Raw genomic sequence first — 20,518 nt, 5'->3', positions numbered from 1 at the left:
TCTGCGCCTCATGCGCGACCGGCCAGCACGTCCCGCGCGGTGGCGACCACGCGCCGCTCGTTCGGGTACGCGAGCCGCGAGGCCACCTCGGTCAGCTCCACCCACGCGACGTCCTCCGCCTCGTGGTCGGGGTCGTTCTCGATGGTCAGCACGCCCCCGGTGGCCTCGAGCAGGAAGTGGTGGACGACCTTGTGCACCCGGCGGTCGGTCCCCGCGAACCAGTAGTCGATGGTGGCGAGGTGGCGCAGGATGCGGCCGGTGATCCCGGTCTCCTCGGCGATCTCGCGCACGGCGGCCTCCTCGGGGGTCTCCTCGCCCTCGAGGTGCCCCTTGGGCAGGCACCACTCGAGGCGTCCGGCCCGGTTGCGGCGGGCGATGACGGCGGTGAAGGCGCGGCCCTCGACGACATCGACGACCAGGCCCCCCGCGGAGGTCTCGTCCACCACCGGCAGGATGCTCGAGCGCGTGTTCACGAGCCGGCTCCGCGGAGGCCGCGGAGCCCGGGGGCGCGGCACGGGGAAGGCGGCAGGCATGTGGCCACTGTAATGATGTGCACGACCCCGGGCGTGTGGGTCGCCACGGTGCGGCGTGGCAGGCTTGTGCGGTGCCCAGCCCCAACACGAACCGCTTCACCGACGCCGATCGCAAGGTCCGCCTCCAGCGCAGGGCGCTCGAGTCCCTGTCCGCCCTGCCCCGGGCCGTGATGGAGGTGGGGGAGGCCTTCGCCGCGGCGGGCCACGAGCTCGCCCTGGTCGGGGGTCCGGTGCGTGACGCATTCCTCGGGCACGTCGCCCACGACCTCGACTTCGCCACCTCCGCGCGCCCCGAGGAGACCGAGCGGATCCTGACGGCGTGGGGTGACGCGTGCTGGGACATCGGCAAGGAGTACGGCACGATCGGCGCCCGCAAGGGTGACGTCGTCGTCGAGGTGACGACCTACCGCACCGAGGCGTACGAGGTGGGCTCGCGCAAGCCGGCCGTGGAGTACGGCGAGACCCTCGAGGGCGACCTCACCCGCCGCGACTTCACGGTCAACGCCATGGCCGTGCGCATCCCGGACCTGACCTTCGTGGACCCGACCGGCGGCCTGGACGACCTCGCCGACGAGGTGCTGCGCACCCCGGTCTCGGCGACCCAGTCCTTCGACGACGACCCCCTGCGGATCATGCGGGCCGCGCGGTTCACCGCCCAGCTCGGCTTCGACGTCGCCGAGGACGTCATGGCGGCGATGAGCGACATGGCCTCCCGGCTGGAGATCGTCTCCGCCGAGCGGGTGCGCGCCGAGCTCGAGCGGCTACTGGTCTCGCCCGCGCCCCGCCGCGGGCTGGAGGTCATGGTCTACACCGGGGTGGCCGCGGTCGTCCTGCCCGAGCTCGAGGAGCTCCAGCGGACCGTCGACGAGCACAAGCGCCACAAGGACGTCTACGAGCACACGCTCACCGTCCTCGACCAGGCCATCGCGCTGGAGACGGGACCGGACGGGCCCGTGCCGGCGCCGGACCTGGTGCTGCGGCTGGCGGCCGTCATGCACGACGTCGGCAAGCCGGCCACGCGGCGCTTCGAGCCCGGGGGCGGCGTGAGCTTCCACCACCACGAGCTCGTCGGGGCCAAGCTCACCGCCCGGCGGCTCAAGGCGCTGCGCTTCGACAAGCAGACCATCAAGGACGTGACCCGGCTGGTCGAGCTCCACCTCCGCTTCCACGGCTACGGCGACGGAGCGTGGACCGACTCGGCGGTGCGGCGCTACGTCACCGACGCCGGGCCCCTGCTCGAGCGGCTGCACCGGCTCACCCGCGCGGACAGCACCACCCGCAACCAGCGCAAGGCCATGCGCCTGTCCGCCGCGTACGACGACCTCGAGGAGCGCATCGCCGAGCTCCGCGGCCAGGAGGAGCTCAAGGCGATCCGCCCCGACCTCGACGGCTCGGCGATCATGACGCTCCTCGGCATCCCGGCCGGCCCGGTGGTGGGGCAGGCGTACCGGTTCCTGCTCGACCTGCGCATGGAACGCGGGCCGCTCGGTGAGGACGCCGCCCGCGAGGCCCTGCTGGCGTGGTGGGCGGCGCGGGACTGAGGCCGGGCGTGCGCCGCCCCGCCTCCCAGCCCTTCCCGCTCCGGAGTACATCGCTCGGCGTATGGCCGAGTTTTCGACTCCGGAGTACATCGCGCGCCACCCCTTCCGGGATGGCCGCATGAGGATGTGGTCGCTGCATCCCGCCTACCTCGACCGGCAGGGGCTGACCGCGTGCTGGCGCGAGAGCCTGCTCGCGCAGGCCGTCCTCGCCGGGCGCACCAAGGGCTACCGCCACCACCCGCAGCTGGCCCGCTTCCAGGCGCAGCCGGATCCGCTCGGTGCCGTCGGCGCCTACCTGGCGGGCCTCGTCGACGAGGCGACCTCGCGCGGCTATCGGTACGACGCGACGAAGATCCTCACGCGCCCACGCGGCTGGTGCGGGCCCGAGGCCCGGGAGCCGGGGGCCACCGATCCGGCGTGCGGCACCCTCGACGCCGACGCCGGCCCGCCGGAGGTGGCCGGCGCCCAGATCGACGTCACCACCGGCCAGGCGGCCTACGAGTGGGAGCACCTCATGGCCAAGCTGCACCTGCGCTCCCCTGAGCGCGCCCGCCAGCTCGCGGGCGTCGCCGTGCCGGCGCTGCACCCGCTCTTCCGGCTCGTGCCCGGCCCGGTGGCCGAGTGGGAGGTCCGCCCCGCCGCGCCTCCGGAGTAGCTCCCTCGGGCTCCGCGGCGGGCGGATCGGCCGGGGTCAGGTGCGCTCGACGCGCGCGCCGGCGGGGTCAGGTGCGCTCGATGCCGAGCACCGGGACCGGCTGGTCGTGCACGCGCGCGGTGCCCGCCCGGTAGGCCAGCGCCACGAGCACGTACACCACGGTGAGCGCCGCGAAGACGCCCCGCGACCAGCCCGTGTCGGGCAGGACGGCGGCGGCCAGCGCCGCCGCGCCCACGAACGCGGCGTTGTAGAGGACGTCGTAGAGGGAGAAGGCGCGGCCCCGGTAGGAGTCGTCGGTGTCGCGCTGGACGATGGTGTCAACCGCGATCTTCGCGCCCTGGACGCCCACGCCCATGAGGATCGCCGCCGCCGCGATCACCATGAACGACGCCGACGTCGCCAGCAGCGCCTGGCTGAGCCCGGCGATGCCCAGGCACGTCACGATCCACGCCGAGGGCCGCATCCGCTCGTGCGCGATGGGCGTCAGGACGATCGCGAGCCCGTTCCCCGCGAACGAGACCCCGGTCAGCAGCGCGAACGTCTTCAGGCCGGCGCCGGCGTCGGTCGGGTCGGACAGCAGGTTGCGGGAGATGAGCAGCAGCGCGATGAAGTTCATCCCGTACAGGAACCGGTGCGTCGCCATGACGGCCAGGCCCATGCCGGGCGTGCGCCGCGCGACGAGGTAGCGCGCGCCGTCGACCATCTCGGCCGCCGTCGCCCGCACGTCCTGCCACAGGTGGCCCGACGCCGGCCGGCGCTCCGGGCCGAGCTGGTCCCTGCGCAGGCGCAGGGCCAGGGCGGACGCGGCCGCGAAGAGCAGCGCCGCCGTCGCGAGGACGGCGCCGTCGTGCACCCGGCCGGCCGGCACGAGCCAGCCGATCAGGAGCCCCAAGGCCGCACCGACGACGGCGGAGACCGCCCCCAGGGTCGGGGTGAGGGTGTTGGCCATGAGCAGCTGCTCGCGGGGGACCACGCGCGGCAGGCCCGCGGAGAGCGCCGAGAGGAGGAAGCGGTTGACGCCCAGGGTCACCAGCGCCAGGACGTACACGGGGAGACCGACGCCGACCGCGCCCATGAGCACCGCGAGGGCGAGGGCGAGCACCACCCGGACGGCGTTGCCCACGAGCAGCACCTGGCGGCGTTGCCACCGGTCCAGCAGCGGGCCGGCGAAGGGCCCGACGACCGTGAAGGGCAGCAGCAGCACCGCGAAGGCGGCGGCGGCGCCGCTCGCGGTCGCCATGTTCTGCGGGTTGAAGAAGAACAGTGTCGCCAGGCCCACCTGGAACATGCCGTCGCCGCACTGGGAGACCAGCCGGACGGTAAACAGCTTGCGGAAGTCGCGGTGGACCGCGAGCGTGCGCAGGTCGGACAGGACGCTCATCGGTCTCCCGCCCGGGGGGTGACACAGGCGGTGGGACGAGTCAGCACGGCTGCAGGCTATCCGACGGCGCCCGACCCGCGGTCGGCGCCCTCGCGCGGCGTGCACCTTCGGGGCAGGTGCCGTGGCCTCGGCCATGGCGGTGCCGTGACCTGGCCCATGGCGGCGCCGTGACCCCGCCCACGGCGGTGCCGTGACCTCCCCCACACGTCCCGGGAGGGCCCTGGCATTCGCCGGGGGCCCACGACATCATGGATAGATGGAGGCATCAAACTTTGATGGGTCCGCGCCGCGCGGGAGCGCGACGTCCCGCGGTACCGCACGGTCCGGCGTCGGGGAGGGCGCCCCCGCGCCGGGCGGCACCGCGGAGGGTGGCCCCGCGGAGGGCGGCGTCAAGGGCGCCGACCCGGCCCTGACCGACGTCGCGGAGGTGGCCCAGGACCTGGGCGTCGAGCCCGCCGCCGGCCTGAGCGAGGACGAGGCCGCCCGCCGCCTGGCCGCCGACGGGCCCAACGAGCTGCGCGCGAAGGCGCCGGTGCCGCTGTGGCGCAAGGTGCTCGCCCAGTTCCAGGACCCGCTGATCTACCTCCTGCTGGTCGCCGTCGCCATCTCGGTGGTCGCCTGGGCGGTCGAGGGGGCCGAGGGCCTGCCGATCGACGCGGTCGTCATCGCCGCCGTCGTCCTGCTCAACGGGGTGCTCGGGTTCGCCCAGGAGAACAAGGCGGAGAACGCCGTCGCGGCCCTGCAGTCGATGACCGCGGCCTCGTCCACGGTGCTGCGCGGCGGCGAGCTGCGCACCGTCCCGTCCGCCGAGCTCGTCCGCGGCGACGTCCTCGTGCTGAGCGAGGGGGACGAGGTGGGCGCCGACGCGCGCCTGTTCACGGCGAACGCCCTGCGCATCTCCGAGGCCTCGCTGACCGGCGAGAGCGAGGCCGTCACCAAGGACCCCGCGACACTGCCGGAACCCGTGCCGCTCGGCGACCGGCGCGACATGGTCTACAAGGGCACCGCCGTCGCCCAGGGCGTGGGCCGCGCCGTGGTCACCGGCACGGGCATGGGCACCGAGATGGGCGCCATCGCCGAGATGCTCGACGCCACCGCGGAGGAGCCGTCGCCGCTGCAGAAGGAGATCGCCGGGGTCAGCAAGCTCCTGGGCATCACCGTGATCGTCATCGCCGTGGTGGTCATGGCCGTCACGGCACTCGTGAACGAGGTCTCCTCGCTCAGCGACCTCGTCACCGTGCTCCTCCTGGGCGTCTCCCTCGCCGTCGCCGCCGTGCCCGAGGGCCTGCCGGCGATCCTCTCCGTGGTGCTGGCCATCGGCGTGCAGCGGATGGCCCGGCGCAACGCCGTCGTGAAGAAGCTCCACTCCGTGGAGACCCTCGGCTCGGCCTCGGTCATCGCCTCCGACAAGACCGGGACGCTGACGAAGAACGAGATGACCGTCGAGCGTGTCGTCACCGCGTCCGGTGAGGTCGAGCTCACCGGCGTCGGCTACCGGCCCGAGGGAGTGGCCCTGGCCGGCGGCCACGAGCTGACCGACCCCGCCCTCGTCCACGAGGCCCGGCTGGTGCTCGGCGGCGGGTCGCTGGCCAACGACGCCCAGCTGCGCGAGCGCGACGGCGAGTGGCAGATCCAGGGCGACCCGACCGAGGCCGCGTTCCTCGTCGCCGCCCACAAGCTCGACGGCACCGTGGAGCGGGTCAAGACCTTCGAGCGTCGCGGCGAGGTGCCCTTCACCTCCGAGCGCAAGATGATGTCGGCGCTGGTCGACCCCGACGACGACGGCGCGTGGGCGATCGTGACCAAGGGCGCCCCCGACGTGCTCCTCCAGCGGTGCACCGGCCTCCAGGTCGGCGAGGACGTCGTGCCGCTCGACGAGGAGCGCCGTGCGCAGGCACTGGCCGACGTCGAGAACCTCTCCTCCCAGGCGTTCCGCACCCTCGGCGTGGCGTACCGCCGGGTGGGCGACGGCGCCGCCCCCGAGGGTGAGCTGGACGAGGAGGCGGAGCGTGACCTCGTCTACGTCGGCGTGGTCGGCATCATCGACCCGCCGCGCGCCGAAGTGGCCGACGCCGTCACGGAGGCCCACCGCGCTGGGATCCGGGTCATGATGATCACCGGCGACCACCCCACCACGGCCGCGCGCATCGCCGAGGACCTCGGGATCGTCGCGCCGGGCGCCGGGGCGGTCACGGGCGCCGAGCTCGACGCACTGTCCGCCGGCGAGCTGCGAGAGGTGACCCGCACGACGTCGGTGTACGCGCGCGTCGCCCCGCAGAACAAGCTCCAGATCGTCGACTCCCTCCAGGCCGACGGCCACGTGGTGGCCATGACCGGCGACGGTGTCAACGACGCCCCCGCCCTGAAGTCCGCCGACATCGGCGTGGCGATGGGCATCACGGGGACGGAGGTGACGAAGGAGGCCGCGAAGATGGTCCTCGGCGACGACAACTTCGCCACCATCGTCGCGGCCGTCCGCCAGGGCAGGGTCATCTTCGACAACATCAAGAAGTTCCTGCGCTACCTGCTCTCCTCGAACATGGGGGAGGTCTTCACGGTCTTCCTCGGCGTGGTCTTCGCCGGCGTCATCGGGCTGGCCGGCGCCTCGGACGAGGCCGTGGTGGTGCCGCTGCTGGCCACCCAGATCCTGTGGATCAACCTGGTCACCGACTCCGGGCCGGCCCTCGCGATGGGCGTGGACCCGGAGATCGACGACGTCATGGCGCGGCGTCCGCGGCGGATGAGCGAGCGGATCATCGACCGGCGGATGTGGACCGGCATCCTGTCGATCGGGCTGGTCATGGGGCTGGCCACGCTGGCGACCATGGACATCTTCCTGCCTGGCGGGTTCGTCGAGGGCTCGGACTCCCTGGAGGTGGCCCGCACGGCCGGCTTCACCACGCTGGTGCTCGCCCAGCTCTTCAACACCTTCAACTCCCGCTCCGAGACCACGAGCGCGTTCCGCCACCTCTTCTCGAACGGGTGGCTGTGGGCGTCGGTGCTGCTCGCCGCGGCGCTGCAGGTGGCCGTCGTCGAGGTGCCGTTCCTTCAGGCCGCCTTCGGCACCGCCTCCCTGGACCTCGCCCACTGGGCCGTGGCCGTCGCGACGGCGTCGTCCGTGCTGTGGTTCGACGAGCTGCGCAAGCTCGTCTACCGGCTGCGGCACGCCGGAGGCCCCGCCACGACGTGACGGGGCCTCCCGGGTGGTGCCGTGGGGCGGGTGCCCTCAGCTCTCCATGTCGCCGGCGATGAACGCCTCGACCGTCTCGCGGGCGAGGTCGTCGGGGCGCTGCTCCGGCGGGGACTTCATGAAGTAGCTGGACGGCGAGAGCAGCGGTCCGCCGATGCCCCGGTCCAGCGCGATCTTGGCCGCACGCACGGCGTCGATGACGATGCCTGCGGAGTTGGGGGAGTCCCACACCTCGAGCTTGTACTCGAGGTTGAGCGGCACCTCGCCGAAGGCGCGGCCCTCGAGGCGCACGTACGCCCACTTGCGGTCGTCGAGCCACTGGACGTAGTCCGACGGGCCGATGTGCACGTTCTTGGCGCCGAGGTCGTGCTGCAGGTTCGAGGTCACGGCCTGCGTCTTGGAGATCTTCTTCGACTCGAGCCGGTCGCGCTCGAGCATGTTCTTGAAGTCCATGTTGCCGCCGACGTTGAGCTGGTACGTCCGGTCCAGCACGACGCCGCGGTCCTCGAAGAGCTTCGCCAGCACGCGGTGCGTGATGGTCGCGCCCACCTGGGACTTGATGTCGTCACCGATGATCGGCACGCCGGCCGCGGTGAACTTGTCCGCCCACTCCTTGGTGCCGGCGATGAAGACCGGGAGGCAGTTGACGAAGGCGACTCCGGCGTCGATGGCGCACTGGGCGTAGAACTTCGCAGCCTCCTCCGAGCCCACGGGCAGGTAGCAGACGAGGACGTCGGCCTTGGTCTCACGCAGGCTGGCGACGACGTCCACGGGCGCCGCGGACGACTCGTCGATGGTCTCGCGGTAGTACTTGCCCAGGCCGTCGAGGGTGTGGCCGCGCTGGACGGGCACGCCGAGCGGCGGCACGTCGCAGATCTTGATGGTGTTGTTCTCGCTGGCGTTGATGGCCTCGGACAGGTCCGTGCCGACCTTCTTGCCGTCGACGTCGAAGGCTGCCACGAAGTCGATGTCGCGCACGTGGTAGTCGCCGAACTGGACGTGCATCAGCCCGGGGACGGTCGCGGCGGGGTCGGCGTCGGCGTAGAAGTGCACACCTTGCACCAACGACGACGCGCAGTTGCCGACGCCGACGATGGCGACTCGGATGGCGCTCATGGTTGCTCCTTGTTCATCGGTACTTCGTTCCTTGTGGGGACAGGGACGCCGGGGGCGCCCGCCGGGAGGTTGTCGCGCCGGGGCGCGCTGATGGGCGGCCGTGCCGCGGTCGCGGGCGGCGCGGTGGGTGCCGAGGTCGCCGGCGGCGAGGTAGGTGCCGCTGTTGTGGGAGCCGTGGTGGGTGCCGCCGACGCCGTGGTGGGTGCCACAGCCGGCGGCACCGTGGTGGAGGCCGCAGCGGCCGCCCGCGCGACCGGAGGCGCCTGGGCCAGGTCCGGCGTCGCGCCCGCGATGCCGCCGTAGTCGAGCGCGCCGCGGGTCCCGCGCTCGGTGTCGATGACCCGCTCGAGCCACTCGACCTCCCGCTCCACCTGCTCGAGGCCGTGGCGCGCGAGCTCGGCGGTGTAGGCGTCCATGCGGCGGGAGGTCCGGCCGAAGGACTGGCGCAGGTTCTCCATCCGTTCGACCATGCGGGCGCGCCGGCCCTCGAGGATGCGCAGGCGGGTGGTCGCGTCCGTGCTCCCGAACAGGGCGAAGCGGACGTCGAAGGTGGCGTCGTCGTCCCAGGCGGCCGGCCCGGCGGTGGCGAGCGAGCCTTCGAGGTGGGCGCGCCCGGCGTCGGTGATCCGGTAGACGATGCGCGCCCGGCGCCCGGCCAGCGGGGGCGTGACGTCCGTGGAGTCGGCCGCGACGATCAACCCGCGCGCCGTGAGCGACTTCAGCGCGGGGTAGAGGGAGCCGTAGGACAGCGTGCGGAAGGCGCCGAGCGTCGCGTTGAGCTGCTTGCGGATCTCGTAGCCGTGCATCGGGGTGCCGCTGAGCCGGCCGAGGATGGCGAGGTCGAGCACCTGCGTGCGTGCACTCATGCCGACCTCCTCCGTCGTCGTCCCGCAGGGGTGTCCCGCCGGCCCGGCCGAACGACCGGCCATAGCGGGTGAATATATCGCGCTGATATATCGGAGGCGAACAGGCGTCGCCCGGGCGCGCCGGGCCGCCTCCGCGGGGCCGGCTGGCGGGGGCGCGTCCGGCTGAGGAACGGCGGCCGCGAGGCGCTCGACGGCGAGCGCCGGGCCCCGGTGGGCGTGCTGTGACGTCCGGCGGGGTGTGACGCGCCCAATAGTGACCTCGGGCGCCGCTGCCGCATACTGAAAGGCGTTCTGCCCGCGCGATGCCCGGTGGTGAGCGAGACCCCGCCCTCCGGTTCGCCCCGGGCGCACGAGTCCCTACGCGCGCTGACCCCAGCGCGGCACGGCGAAAGGCAGGCCTGCGTGGCACGCACCCCCTCCTGGTCATCGACCGGCGCCCCGGCGAGCGGCCGGCGCACCCCGGCCGGCCAGAACGGCGGCAGCACCCGGCGCTCCGCGCCCAGCGGCGGCACCCGCCGCTCGAGCAGCTCGGGCGCCCCCGGCGGGCGGCGCCCCACCGGCCGGCGCCCGCAGAAGAAGGGATTCTTCGACTACCCCCGGGCGGGCAAGGGGCCCATCCACCGCTGGCTGCCGAGCTGGCGCGTGGTGCTGGGCACGGTCCTCACGGGCATGGCCGCGGTGCTGGGCGTGTTCGTCGTCGCCTACGCGACCACCACCGTGCCCGAGCCGGACGACTTCGCCCTGGCCCAGTCGACCACGGTGTACTACGCCGACGGCACGACCCCCATGGGGTCCTTCTCCAAGGTGGACCGGGAGGTCGTGGCGCTGAACACGCTGCCCGACCACGTCAGCCAGGCGGTCATCGCGTCGGAGGACCGGAACTTCTACCAGAACAACGGTATCGACCCCAAGGGCCTGGCCCGGGCGCTGTGGAACAACGTGCGCGGCCTGCCCACGCAGGGTGGCTCCACCCTCACCCAGCAGTACGCCGAGCGGTACTACACCGGCACGACCACGAGCTACCTGGGCAAGTTCAAGGAGACGATCCTCGCCCTCAAGATCGACCAGTCCCAGACCAAGGACGAGATCCTCGAGAACTACCTCAACACCATCTACTTCGGCCGCGGCGCCTACGGCATCGAGAAGGCCGCCCAGGCCTACTTCGGCAAGCCGGCCGCCGAGCTGACCATCTCCGAGTCCGCGCTCATCGCCGGCGTCATCCCCGCGCCCAGCGCCTGGGACCCGGCCGTCAGCCCCGACAAGGCGCAGCAGCGCTGGACCCGGGACATGAACCTCATGCTCAAGGACGGGTGGATCACCCAGGAGGAGCACGACTCCGCCGTCTACCCCACCACGATCCCCCCGAACACCGAGAACGCCTACGGCGGCCCCAACGGCTACCTGCTCTCGACGGTGCGCAAGGAGCTCGAGACGAAGGCGGGGATCCCCGAGGACGAGATCGACACCCGGGGCCTCAAGATCGTCACCACGATCAACAAGCGTGACCAGGACGCCGCCGTCGAGGCGGTCGACAACCTGCCCGACGACCGGCCCGCCAACAACCGCGTCTCCCTGGTCTCCGTCGACCCCCGCACCGGCGGGATCGTCGCGCTCTACGGCGGCCCCGACTTCGTGTCGCAGCCGCGCAACGCCGCCACCCAGGACGTGTCCCAGGCCGGCTCGATGTTCAAGCCCTTCACGCTGGTGGCGGCGCTGGAGCAGGACATCCCCTTGACGAAGACGTACTCGAGCTACACGCCGATGGACGTCAACGGCTGGGAGGTCAACAACTACGACAGCCGCAACCACGGCCGGGTGAACCTCCTCGAGGCCACCGCGGGGTCCATCAACACGGCCTACGCTCAGCTCAACGTGGACGTCGGCCCCAAGAACACGATCGACGCCGCCGTGCGCGCCGGGATCCCCGAGAACACCCCGGGTCTCGTCGCGGACGCGGCCAACGTCCTCGGCCCGTCCTCGCCCCGGGCGATCGACCTGGCGACGGCGTACGCCACCTTCGCCGCGCAGGGCGTGCGCCACGACACGCACATCGTCGCCGAGGTGCGCGACGCCAAGAACGCGCCGGTCTACACCGGCCCGGTCGAGGGTCAGCAGGCCTTCGACAAGGACGTGATGGCGGACACCACCTACGCCCTGCAGGGCCCGGTGAAGACGGGCACCGCGAAGGCGGTCAACGTGCTCGGACGCCCCATCGCCGGCAAGACGGGCACCTCCTCGGGCTACATGTCCGCCGGGTTCGCCGGGTACATCCCGCAGCTCGCCACCGTGGTCACGATGTACCAGGTGGGCGCGGACGGCGGCGAGGAGTCGCTGAGCGGGTTCGGCGGCACCAAGTACATCGGCGGCGGCCAGTTCCCGGCACAGGTGTGGCGCGACTACATGGAGGTCGCCACCGACGGCATGCCGGTCGAGAAGTTCCCCCAGCCGACGAAGAAGGCCCGCAAGCCCGCGCCGGCCCCCGCCGTGACGGAGCGGCCGACCCAGCAGGCGCCCACCGAGACGCCGACGCCGGAGCCCACACCGACGCCGGAGCCCACACAGACGCCGGAACCCACCCCCACGCCCACGCCCACGCCGACGCCCAAGCCGACCGGGCCCCCCACGGACATGCCCACCGAGCTGCCCACGGACGCACCTACGGTCCCGGCGCCCGGCAACGGGAACGGGAACGGGAACGGTGATGGCGGCCAACCAGGCTCGGCCTGGGGCGGCGAGTGGCCGCCGGGCGTGAACTCCTGACGGGGGTCCCGGCGGGCAACTGACGCGCCGTGGGGGCGACGTCGGCACATGGGTGCCGTCGTCGCCCCCTCGTACGTAACGGGCCCGTTCGCCGCCGTCCGCAGCCCCGCCGCCCCGGCATCGCCCACAGGTCCGCCGTCGCCCACAGGTACGCCGTCATCCACAGCGGTGTGACGAGGGTCGCGGCGCGAGCGGCGGGACGCCTACGGTAATGTTCTTCGTTGGTCCCTACGCGCACCCGTGTGCGTGCCCGGGGCCGACAACGCAGCACACCCTCCTGTCACGGAAGGACCGTGACCGCTCTAGTCCAGAGGAGGTGGGTAACAGCATGCGCCAGTACGAACTGATGATCATCCTCGACCCGGAGGTCGACGAGCGTACGGTCGCCCCGTCGCTCGACAAGCTGCTCACGGTCGTCAAGACCGGTGGCGGCACCGTCGAGAAGGTCGACATCTGGGGCAAGCGTCGTCTTGCCTACGACATCGCCAAGCGTTCCGAGGGGATCTACGCCGTCGTCGACATGACCACGACGCCGGAGCTCGCTCAGGAGCTCGACCGCCAGCTCGGCCTCAACGAGTCCGTCCTGCGCACCAAGCTCATGCGTCCGGACGCTCACTGAGCGTCGCTCTTTGAGCACCACCTTCCATTACCAGGGAGCTACAGCATGGCCGGAGAGACCGTCATCACCGTCGTCGGGAACCTGACGGCGGACCCCGAGCTGCGTTTCACCCCCTCGGGGGCGGCCGTGGCCAGCTTCACCGTGGCGTCCACGCCGCGCACCTTCGACCGCCAGGCGAACGAGTTCAAGGACGGGGAAACCCTGTTCCTGCGCTGCTCGGTCTGGCGCGAGGCCGCGGAGAACGTCGCGGAGTCGCTGACCAAGGGCACCCGCGTGATCGTGCAGGGCCGGCTGGTCCAGCGTTCCTTCGAGACCCGCGAGGGCGAGAAGCGCACGGTCGTGGAGATGCAGGTCGACGAGGTCGGTCCGTCCATGCGCTACGCCACGGCCAAGGTCACGCGCTCGCAGCGCGGCGGCGGTGGCGGTGGCTTCGGCGGCGGCTCCGGCGGTAACCAGGGTGGATTCGGCGGTGGCCAGCAGGGCGGCTTCTCCGGCAGCAGGCAGGGCAGCGGCAACGCGCCCGGCGGCGGCCAGGCGGACGACCCCTGGGCCACGAGCGGCTCGAGCGCCTTCAACGACGAGCCCCCCTTCTAAGCAACTTGTGGCGTGCGCCCCACGGGGCGCCGCTCGGAACATCGAGGAGCACCAACATGGCGAAGCCGGTTCTTCGCAAGCCCAAGAAGAAGGTCAACCCGCTCAAGGCGGGGAAGATCAACAACATCGACTACAAGGACACCGCGCTGCTTCGGAAGTTCATCTCCGACCGTGGCAAGATCCGCGCCCGCCGCGTGACCGGCGTGTCCGTCCAGGAGCAGCGACTCATCGCGAAGGCCGTCAAGAACGCCCGCGAGATGGCTCTGCTGCCGTACTCGAGCTCGGCTCGCTGAGGTTAGGAGGCACTGATGTCCAAGCTCATCCTGACCCACGAGGTGTCCGGGCTCGGCGCTGCCGGCGACGTGGTCGAGGTCAAGGACGGGTTCGCCCGTAACTACCTCGTCCCGCGTGGCCTGGCGACGCGCTGGACCAAGGGCGGCCAGAAGCAGGTCGACCAGATCCAGGCCGCACGCAAGTCGCGCGCCATCGCCACGATCGAGGAGGCCCGCGACGTCCGCGACCGCCTCCAGGCCACCACCGTGAACATCGCGGTGCGTTCGGGCGAGAACGGCCGCCTCTTCGGCGCCGTGACCACCGCGGACATCGCCGACGCCGTCAAGGCGGCCGGCGGCCCGCAGGTCGACCGTCGCAAGATCGAGGTCCCGCGCCCGATCAAGACGCTCGGCGAGCACAAGGTTCACCTGCGTCTGCACGAGGACGTCCAGGCGACGATCGAGATCACGGTCGTCCCCGGTAAGTAGCAGAGTCTCGGCTCGACCGACGGCCCGGTCCCCTCACGGGGGCCGGGCCGTCGTGCTGCCGGGGCCGGTGACGGCGTGGCTCCCCGCGCCGGCACCAGGGCCGGCGCGGGGCTAGGCGGGCTGGTCGACCCCCTCGAAGGCCGCACGCAGCGCCGCGACGTCGAACTTGCCCTGGGTGGCCAGCATCGCCTGCATGCCGCGCTGCACCTTGACGGGGTCCGGGTCGGTCATCATCGTGTTCCACTCGGTGGGGACGATCTGCCAGGACAGCCCGTAGCGGTCCTTCAGCCAGCCGCACGGGCCCGGCTCGCCGCCCTCGACGAGCGCGTCCCAGAAGTGGTCGATCTCCTCCTGCGACTCGCAGTCGATCTCGAAGGAGACGGCCTCGGTGAACGGGAACAGCGGGCCGCCGTTGATCCCGACGAACTGCTGCCCGCGCAGCTCGAACGACACGCTCATCACGGTGCCCTCCGGGCCGGGGGTGTCGGGGCCGTACCGCATGACCGAGGTGATCTTGCCGTCGCCGAAGACGGAGATGTAGAAGTTCGCGGCCTCCTCGGCCTGTGTGTCGAACCAGAGGTTGGGGATGATCTTCTGCACCGAAGTCTCCTCTCGTTGCGTCCCCGGGACGGGGCCCGCGGGACCGGTGGCGTGGGGAGGGGCCGCCCCCTCCGGGGTCGGCCGCCTCCTTGCCCGTACGTCGAACGGGCAGGGCACCGATCGACATGACGCGCCGCGCGGATCCACGTGAGGCGCCGTACGGATCGACGTGAGCGCGCGGCGGCTCGACGTGAGCGCGCGGCGGCTCGACGTGCGGCGCGCCCCGGATCTCACCGCCGTGCGCCGAGCACCATCCACGCCGTGCCGCGCGCCCGCACCCCGGTGGTCACGGCCCGCGCCAGCATGAAGGCGCCGCCGAACGCGGCCCACAGCCACGCCAGCCCGGCGGGGCCGTCCGGCGCGAGCTCACCGACGGCCCAGGCCAGCGGCAGGTAGACCACCAGGGTGACGACCCCGGCCCAGGCGAGGTAGCGCCCGTCGCCCGCCCCGATGAGCACGCCGTCGAGCATGTACACCCACCCCGCGACGGGCAGGCACGCGCCGGCCACGGCCAGGCCGACGGCGGCCGCCAGGCGGACGTCGGGGTCGCCGGTGAACAGCGGGGCGACGAACCAGCCGGCGGCGGCGAACAGGACGCCGAGCAGCGCCCCGGCGCCGGTGCCCCACTGCAGGCAGCGGCGCATGACCGCCCGGACGTGTCCCACGTCGCCGGCCCCCAGGCCGCGGCCCACGAGGGCCTGGGCGGCGATGGCCAGGGCGTCCAGCCCGAACGCCGCCAGGCCCCACATGGAGTTGACCACCTGGTGGGCGGCGAGCGTGACCGCCCCCAGGGACGTCGCGACGGCGACCGTCGCGAGGATCGCCAGGCGCAGCGTGAGCGTGCGGACCATCAGCGGCGTGCCCGCGCGCGCGGCGGTCCAGATGCCGCCCGCGTGCGGGCGCAGGCTCACGCCCATGCCCCGCGCGCCGCGCAGCACCACGACGCCGAGCGCGAGGGCCATGCCCGTCTGGGCCAGCGCGGTGCCGAGCCCTGAGCCGGCGACGCCGAGGCCCAGGCCGTAGATCAGGGCGGCGTTGAAGCCGATGTTGGACAGCGCGCCCGCCACGGCGACGACGAAGGGTGTGCGGGTGTTCAGCAGGCCCCGCAGGGTGCCGGTGGCGGCCAGGACGATCAGCATCCCGGGCAGCCCGGGGGCCGAGGCGCGCAGGTAGGCGACGGCGTGGGGGACCACGTCGGCGGGCGCGCCCATGACGGTGACGATCCACGGCGCCGCCACGAACGCCACGACGGCGGTGACCAGGCCCAGCGCCAGGGCCAGCCACATGCCGTCGATCCCGGCGGAGACGCCGCCCGCACGGTCCCCGGCGCCGACGCGGCGTGAGGTGGCGGCGGTGGTCGCGTAGGCAAGGAAGATGAAGACGCCGACCGCGGTGGTCAGGAGGGTCGAGCTGAGGGCGAGGCCGGCCAGCTCGGCGGTGCCGAGGTGGCCGATCATCACGGAGTCGATGAGGACGAAGAGCGGCTCCGCGACGAGCGCCCCGAGGGCGGGAAGGGCCAGCGAGAGGATCTGCCGGTCCAGGACCTTGGGGGCCGCGCCACCGGGCGGGTGCGGGTCGCCGCCGCGGTCGTGAGGCGCGTCACCGGGCCGGGGGAGGGGCCCAGTCTGGGCCTCGGGCGTGTCGTCCACTGATGTGCGTCCCTCTTTTTGTCCACAGGCTGTGCACCGCCCTGGGGACGGTATCCCGCCCCCGACGGCGTTGCGGGACGCCTTCTCCACATAGTTATCCACCGACTGTGCACAACTCTGGGGATGACGTCCACATGCCGTCCACAGGATAGGGGCCCTGGATGCACAGGGGCGGTTCGCAGCCGGCGGGCAGGAGACGTAGCGTCCGGGCGTGCGCACGTCTTGGGCGCGCCGGTCCGCCTCCCGTGTGGGTGGTGGGCGATAGAACTGAAACCGCAGCGGCCCCCTGGCCGCCGCGGGAAGAAGGAGGTCGGGTGTCTCTCGTCGACGAGCACGTTGGAACTCGGGAGGCCTACGACCGCACGCCGCCGCAGGACGTCGCCGCGGAGCAGAGCGTGCTCGGCGGCATGCTCCTGTCGAAGGACGCGATCGCCGACGTCGTCGAGGAGCTGCGCGGCAACGACTTCTACCGGCCCGCCCACGAGATGATCTACGAGGCGATCCTCGACCTGTACGGCCGCGGCGAGCCGGCCGATGCCGTGACGGTCTCGGCCGAGTTGACCAAGCGCGGCGAGATCGCCCGCATCGGCGGCGCGCCGTACCTGCACACGCTCATCTCCTCGGTGCCCACGGCCGCGAACGCCGGGTTCTATGCCCGGATCGTGCGCGAGCAGTCCGTCCTGCGCCGCCTCGTCGAGGCCGGCACCCGCATCGTCCAGCTGGGCTACTCCACCGACGGCGGCGACGTCGACGACCTGGTGAACTCGGCCCAGGCGGAGGTCTACGCCGTCACCGAGCGGCGCACCAGCGAGGACTTCGTGCCGCTGCGGGACACCATCAACCCCACGATGGAGGAGATCGAGCACGCCGCCGACCGCGGCGAGGGCATGATCGGCGTGCCCACGGGCTTCGCCGACCTCGACGCTCTGACCAACGGCCTGCACCCCGGCCAGATGATCATCATCGCGGCACGACCGGCCATCGGTAAGTCGACGATCGCGCTGGACATCTGCCGCTCGGCGTCGATCAAGAACAACCAGACGTCGGTGATCTTCTCCCTCGAGATGGGCCGCACCGAGATCACCATGCGCCTGCTCTCCGCCGAGGCCGCGGTGCCGCTGCAGAACATGCGCAAGGGCACCATGCGCGAGGAGGACTGGACGCGCATGGCCACCGCCATGAGCCGGGTCTCCGAGGCGCCCATGTTCATCGATGACAGCCCGAACATGTCCCTGATGGAGATCCGCGCGAAGTGCCGCCGGCTCAAGCAGAAGCACGACCTCAAGCTCGTGGTCGTCGACTACCTCCAGCTGATGAGCTCCGGCAAGCGCGTGGAGTCCCGCCAGCAGGAGGTCTCCGAGTTCTCGCGTGCGCTCAAGCTCCTCGCGAAGGAGATCGAGGTGCCGGTGATCGCCGTCGCGCAGCTGAACCGTGGCCCGGAGCAGCGTGGGGACAAGAAGCCCATGATGAGCGACCTGCGTGAGTCCGGCTCCCTCGAGCAGGACGCCGACGTCGTCATGCTGCTGCACCGCGAGGACGCCTACGAGAAGGAGTCCCCGCGCGCCGGCGAGGCGGACATCATCGTCGCCAAGCACCGTAACGGCCCGACGGACACCATCACCGTGGCGTTCCAGGGGCACTACTCACGATTCGTGGACATGGCGCGGTAGTCGTGCCGAGGATGCCCTGAATCTGCAATCTGGACCTCGAAACTGCAAGATCTGCAAGATCTGCTGTTCTCGCAGATTGTTTCTGCAAGTGGGTGCTCGCCACCGAGGCAGAATGTCGAGTCCGTGTGGTAGCCGACGCGCTAAGTCGTCAGCTACCACGGGACTGCTGCACGAACTGGTGACAGGTCGGGTCACGGGGCCTGAGTGGCTGGCGCGGTCATGATGGTCTCGTACTCGACGGGGGTCAGTCGGCCGAGGGCGGCCTGTCGACGGCGTCGGTGGTAGGTCCTCTCGATCCAGGTCACGATCGCGATCCGGAGCTCCTCGCGAGTGCGCCAGGAACGGCGGTCGAGGACGTTCTTCTGCAGCAGCGAGAAGAAGCTCTCCATGGCAGCGTTGTCGCCGGCCGTACCGACGCGGCCCATGTGTCCGACCATGCCGTGACGGTTCAGCGCGTGCACGAGCCTGCGGCTGCGAAATTGCGCCCCGCGGTCGGTGCGTAGCACGTAGCCGGCTACGTCACCGCGCCGGGCGACGGCGTTGTTGAGCGCGGTCACCGCGATCCGCGACGTCATCCTCGAGTCGATCGAGTAGCCCACGATCCGGTGGGAGCAGACGTCCTTGATGGCGCAGACGTAGCGCTTGCCTTCGCCCGTCCAGTGCTCGGTGATGTCGGCCAGCCACAGCTGGTTCGTCGCGTCCGCGGTGCACTCGTGCCTGACTCGCCCCGTGTCGTCGACCACGGCGCACAGGTCGTCGTGCACAGGCGGCCCGGGCTTCCTGGCGTTCCTGCCGCGCTTGGGCTTGCCGAACGCGCCCCATCGGCCCAGGTTGGAGCAGATCCGCCACGCGGTCCGCTCGGCCATCTACTCACCAGCCGCGCGTGCCTCGTCGACCAGGAACCGGTATCCGAACTCCGGGTCGTCCGGTGCGCGTCGAACAGGGCGGTGGTGCGATAGGCGGCGACCAGTTGGGCGTCGGTGACCGGGCTCGCCAGCCAGCGGTAGTACGGCTGGCGAGCGATCTTGAGTACCGGCACGTCACCGCGACGGGGATCTCGTCGGCGGCCAGCTCGCGGACGAGAGGGGACATCATTTTCCCGGCAGGTTCGCCTGCGAGAGGTAGGCCGCCGCGCGGCGCAGGACCTCGTTCTCCTGCTCCCCGGCAGCCGGATCCGCTTCTTGGCCTCACGTAGCTCGGCGCTCTCGGCCGCCGTCGTCCCGGGCGGCACACCGTCCTCGACGTCGGCGGGCTTCATCCAGTTCGCCAGACAGGACTCGCTGATGCCGAAGTCGGCAGCGATCTGCTTCAGATGGACACCCGGATCACGGTCCCTCGCGACGCGAACCACGTCGTCGCGGAACTCCTTGGGGTCGGGCCTGGGCACGGTGAACATCCTTCCAACGCCCGGGCCGCATAGCCAAAGCGCGAGGCTGGCCATGGACCACTGGCATTTATGGGCGACGGTGACCCGCCAGAACGAACCGGTGCGGACTGCACCAGAGACGGCTAGGTCGACGAAGCAGCACCGAGATCCGGACCTGACAGGCATGATGAGAGCCATACGGACGGTCACGGCTTACAAGGAGATGGTCGCGATGGCAACCATGAGCGACTACGAAGCCCGAGCCTGGGCCTCACTCAATAGCCACTGGATCAAGCGCGCCAATCGGCGCCAACTGCCTCAGATGCCCGACTGGCTCACCGACGCAGGAAACACCGTCGTCGCCACAGCGACCAAGGCCGGCCGGAAGATCCTGGAAGTCACTCCAACCCCGGTCAAGGGCGCGGCCGGATGGGCCGCGGACACCGCGATCATGCCGACCGTCAAGGGCGTGACCCACCTGCTTGAACTCATCTCTGAGTGGAGCCAGGAGCTTATGGACCCCAAGGGGGTCGTCAAACTGGCCCGCAAACACGGTCACCAGATCGACTCGATCAACGACCTGCGCACCCTCGACCTGAAAGCCTGCGACGCCCTTCTCACCCGCACTGCGCTGAAATGGCGCACCGTCGGCGCCGTTGAAGGCGCATCCCTAGGGCTGCTCACTCTGATTCCCGCACCCGGGGTCGGTGCAGCGATCGCGATCAGCGCAGACCTGGTGGTCATCCACATCATGAGCACCGCCATCGCCACGAGGGTTGCCCATTCCTACGGGATCGACGCTCGCGACCCGGAGGAGCAGGAGTTCATCCAGCAGATCATCACCAGGTCCTTCATCGCCCAGGGGGCCAAGGCCAAGGCTACGAAGGAGACGGCTGAGGCCGCGCGGGCGATCCGGGGGCGCGTGCGGTGGAGCCGGAAGCTCCGTGACGATCAGAAGCTCGTCGCCGCTTTGGAGAGGCTGATGAAGCAGTGGTATCCCCGCGCTCATGTCCCGGTGCAGCACGTCGCCAAGGCTCTGCCGTTCGTCAGTTCGGTTGTCGGGGCGGGCACGAACTCGCATCTGCTCGGCCAGGTCACCAGCGACGCACAGAAGTACTGCCAGACCCGGTTCCTGGCCGAGAAGTACGCCCTGGATTTGCCAAAACCCCTGCGTGAGGACTTCGAACCCGCCCTGAGCTGAGCCGGCTTGCCACGGT

General features: G+C 71.5%; 16 protein-coding genes and 1 pseudogene. 10 read left to right on the top strand and 7 right to left on the bottom strand.

Going from position 1 to position 20,518, the window contains the following annotated elements:
- Window positions 1-8: 8 nt before the first annotated feature.
- Window positions 9-533 carry an NUDIX hydrolase gene (locus EJK16_RS03440; RefSeq protein WP_127126370.1) on the bottom strand — a complete coding sequence of 175 codons (525 nt, stop codon included), beginning with the start codon at window positions 531-533 and terminating at the stop codon, window positions 9-11.
- Window positions 534-604: 71 nt separating this feature from the next.
- On the opposite strand from EJK16_RS03440, the gene EJK16_RS03435 reads away from it, so the two are divergent.
- Both EJK16_RS03435 and EJK16_RS03430 read left to right on the top strand, forming a co-directional pair.
- Window positions 605-2,074 carry a CCA tRNA nucleotidyltransferase gene (locus EJK16_RS03435; protein ID WP_255411464.1) on the top strand — a complete coding sequence of 490 codons (1,470 nt, stop codon included), beginning with the start codon at window positions 605-607 and terminating at the stop codon, window positions 2,072-2,074.
- A gap of 118 nt (window positions 2,075-2,192) precedes the next feature.
- Window positions 2,193-2,729 (top strand): pyrimidine dimer DNA glycosylase/endonuclease V, encoded by a 537-nt coding sequence (locus EJK16_RS03430; RefSeq protein WP_127126368.1) that lies wholly within the window; start codon window positions 2,193-2,195, stop codon window positions 2,727-2,729.
- 67 nt (window positions 2,730-2,796) lie between these two features.
- Here the strand turns inward: EJK16_RS03430 and EJK16_RS03425 are convergent, their stop codons facing one another.
- Complete coding sequence (locus tag EJK16_RS03425; protein ID WP_127126366.1) at window positions 2,797-4,110, bottom strand: MFS transporter; 1,314 nt, start codon at window positions 4,108-4,110, stop codon at window positions 2,797-2,799.
- A 256-nt stretch (window positions 4,111-4,366) separates the two neighbouring features.
- On the opposite strand from EJK16_RS03425, the gene EJK16_RS03420 reads away from it, so the two are divergent.
- Window positions 4,367-7,300 (top strand): cation-translocating P-type ATPase, encoded by a 2,934-nt coding sequence (locus EJK16_RS03420; protein ID WP_127126364.1) that lies wholly within the window; start codon window positions 4,367-4,369, stop codon window positions 7,298-7,300.
- A 36-nt stretch (window positions 7,301-7,336) separates the two neighbouring features.
- On the opposite strand, the gene EJK16_RS03415 is transcribed toward EJK16_RS03420, so the two are convergent.
- Window positions 7,337-8,416 (bottom strand): inositol-3-phosphate synthase, encoded by a 1,080-nt coding sequence (locus EJK16_RS03415; RefSeq protein ID WP_127126362.1) that lies wholly within the window; start codon window positions 8,414-8,416, stop codon window positions 7,337-7,339.
- Entirely contained in the window at window positions 8,413-9,282 is an 870-nt protein-coding gene (locus EJK16_RS20570) for a PadR family transcriptional regulator (protein ID WP_205739582.1), read from the bottom strand. The genes EJK16_RS03415 and EJK16_RS20570 overlap by 4 nt, the downstream gene beginning before the upstream one ends.
- A 402-nt stretch (window positions 9,283-9,684) precedes the next feature.
- Between EJK16_RS20570 and EJK16_RS03405 the strand changes: the two genes are divergently transcribed.
- The 5 genes from EJK16_RS03405 to rplI all read left to right on the top strand — a co-directional run bounded on the left by EJK16_RS03405 (window position 9,685) and on the right by rplI (window position 14,016).
- Window positions 9,685-12,042 (top strand): transglycosylase domain-containing protein, encoded by a 2,358-nt coding sequence (locus tag EJK16_RS03405; RefSeq protein WP_127126360.1) that lies wholly within the window; start codon window positions 9,685-9,687, stop codon window positions 12,040-12,042.
- A gap of 328 nt (window positions 12,043-12,370) precedes the next feature.
- Window positions 12,371-12,661 carry a 30S ribosomal protein S6 gene (gene rpsF / locus EJK16_RS03400; protein ID WP_127126358.1) on the top strand — a complete coding sequence of 97 codons (291 nt, stop codon included), beginning with the start codon at window positions 12,371-12,373 and terminating at the stop codon, window positions 12,659-12,661.
- A 45-nt stretch (window positions 12,662-12,706) separates the two neighbouring features.
- Window positions 12,707-13,255 (top strand): single-stranded DNA-binding protein, encoded by a 549-nt coding sequence (locus tag EJK16_RS03395; protein WP_127126356.1) that lies wholly within the window; start codon window positions 12,707-12,709, stop codon window positions 13,253-13,255.
- A gap of 56 nt (window positions 13,256-13,311) precedes the next feature.
- The gene (gene rpsR / locus EJK16_RS03390; protein ID WP_127126354.1) at window positions 13,312-13,548 is read left to right on the top strand and encodes a 30S ribosomal protein S18; all 237 of its coding nucleotides are present in this window, start codon (window positions 13,312-13,314) and stop codon (window positions 13,546-13,548) included.
- Between the two features lie 15 nt (window positions 13,549-13,563).
- The gene (gene rplI / locus EJK16_RS03385; protein WP_127126352.1) at window positions 13,564-14,016 is read left to right on the top strand and encodes a 50S ribosomal protein L9; all 453 of its coding nucleotides are present in this window, start codon (window positions 13,564-13,566) and stop codon (window positions 14,014-14,016) included.
- 111 nt (window positions 14,017-14,127) lie between these two features.
- On the opposite strand, the gene EJK16_RS03380 is transcribed toward rplI, so the two are convergent.
- Window positions 14,128-14,616, bottom strand: coding sequence for a VOC family protein (locus EJK16_RS03380; RefSeq protein ID WP_127126350.1), 489 nt, complete (start codon window positions 14,614-14,616; stop codon window positions 14,128-14,130).
- Window positions 14,617-14,846: 230 nt separating this feature from the next.
- Window positions 14,847-16,157: an MATE family efflux transporter gene (locus EJK16_RS03375; protein WP_240645750.1), complete on the bottom strand. Its 1,311-nt coding sequence runs from the start codon at window positions 16,155-16,157 to the stop codon at window positions 14,847-14,849.
- A gap of 422 nt (window positions 16,158-16,579) precedes the next feature.
- Here EJK16_RS03375 and dnaB point away from each other — a divergent pair, with 422 nt between their 5' ends.
- Window positions 16,580-17,935 (top strand): replicative DNA helicase, encoded by a 1,356-nt coding sequence (dnaB, locus tag EJK16_RS03370; protein ID WP_205739581.1) that lies wholly within the window; start codon window positions 16,580-16,582, stop codon window positions 17,933-17,935.
- 191 nt (window positions 17,936-18,126) lie between these two features.
- Here the strand turns inward: dnaB and EJK16_RS03365 are convergent.
- Window positions 18,127-19,322: pseudogene (locus EJK16_RS03365) on the bottom strand (IS3 family transposase).
- Between the two features lie 220 nt (window positions 19,323-19,542).
- On the opposite strand from EJK16_RS03365, the gene EJK16_RS03360 reads away from it, so the two are divergent.
- On the top strand, window positions 19,543-20,502 hold the full coding sequence (locus EJK16_RS03360; protein ID WP_205739580.1) for an EcsC family protein: 960 nt from the start codon (window positions 19,543-19,545) through the stop codon (window positions 20,500-20,502).
- Window positions 20,503-20,518 lie beyond the last annotated feature (16 nt).

Source organism: Georgenia sp. SYP-B2076, assembly GCF_003991205.1.
In the GTDB taxonomy this organism is placed as follows: Bacteria; Actinomycetota; Actinomycetes; order Actinomycetales; family Actinomycetaceae; genus Georgenia.
The sequence above is the reverse complement of the archived record's forward strand: the minus strand, read 5'-3'. Positions and strand labels throughout refer to the sequence as shown.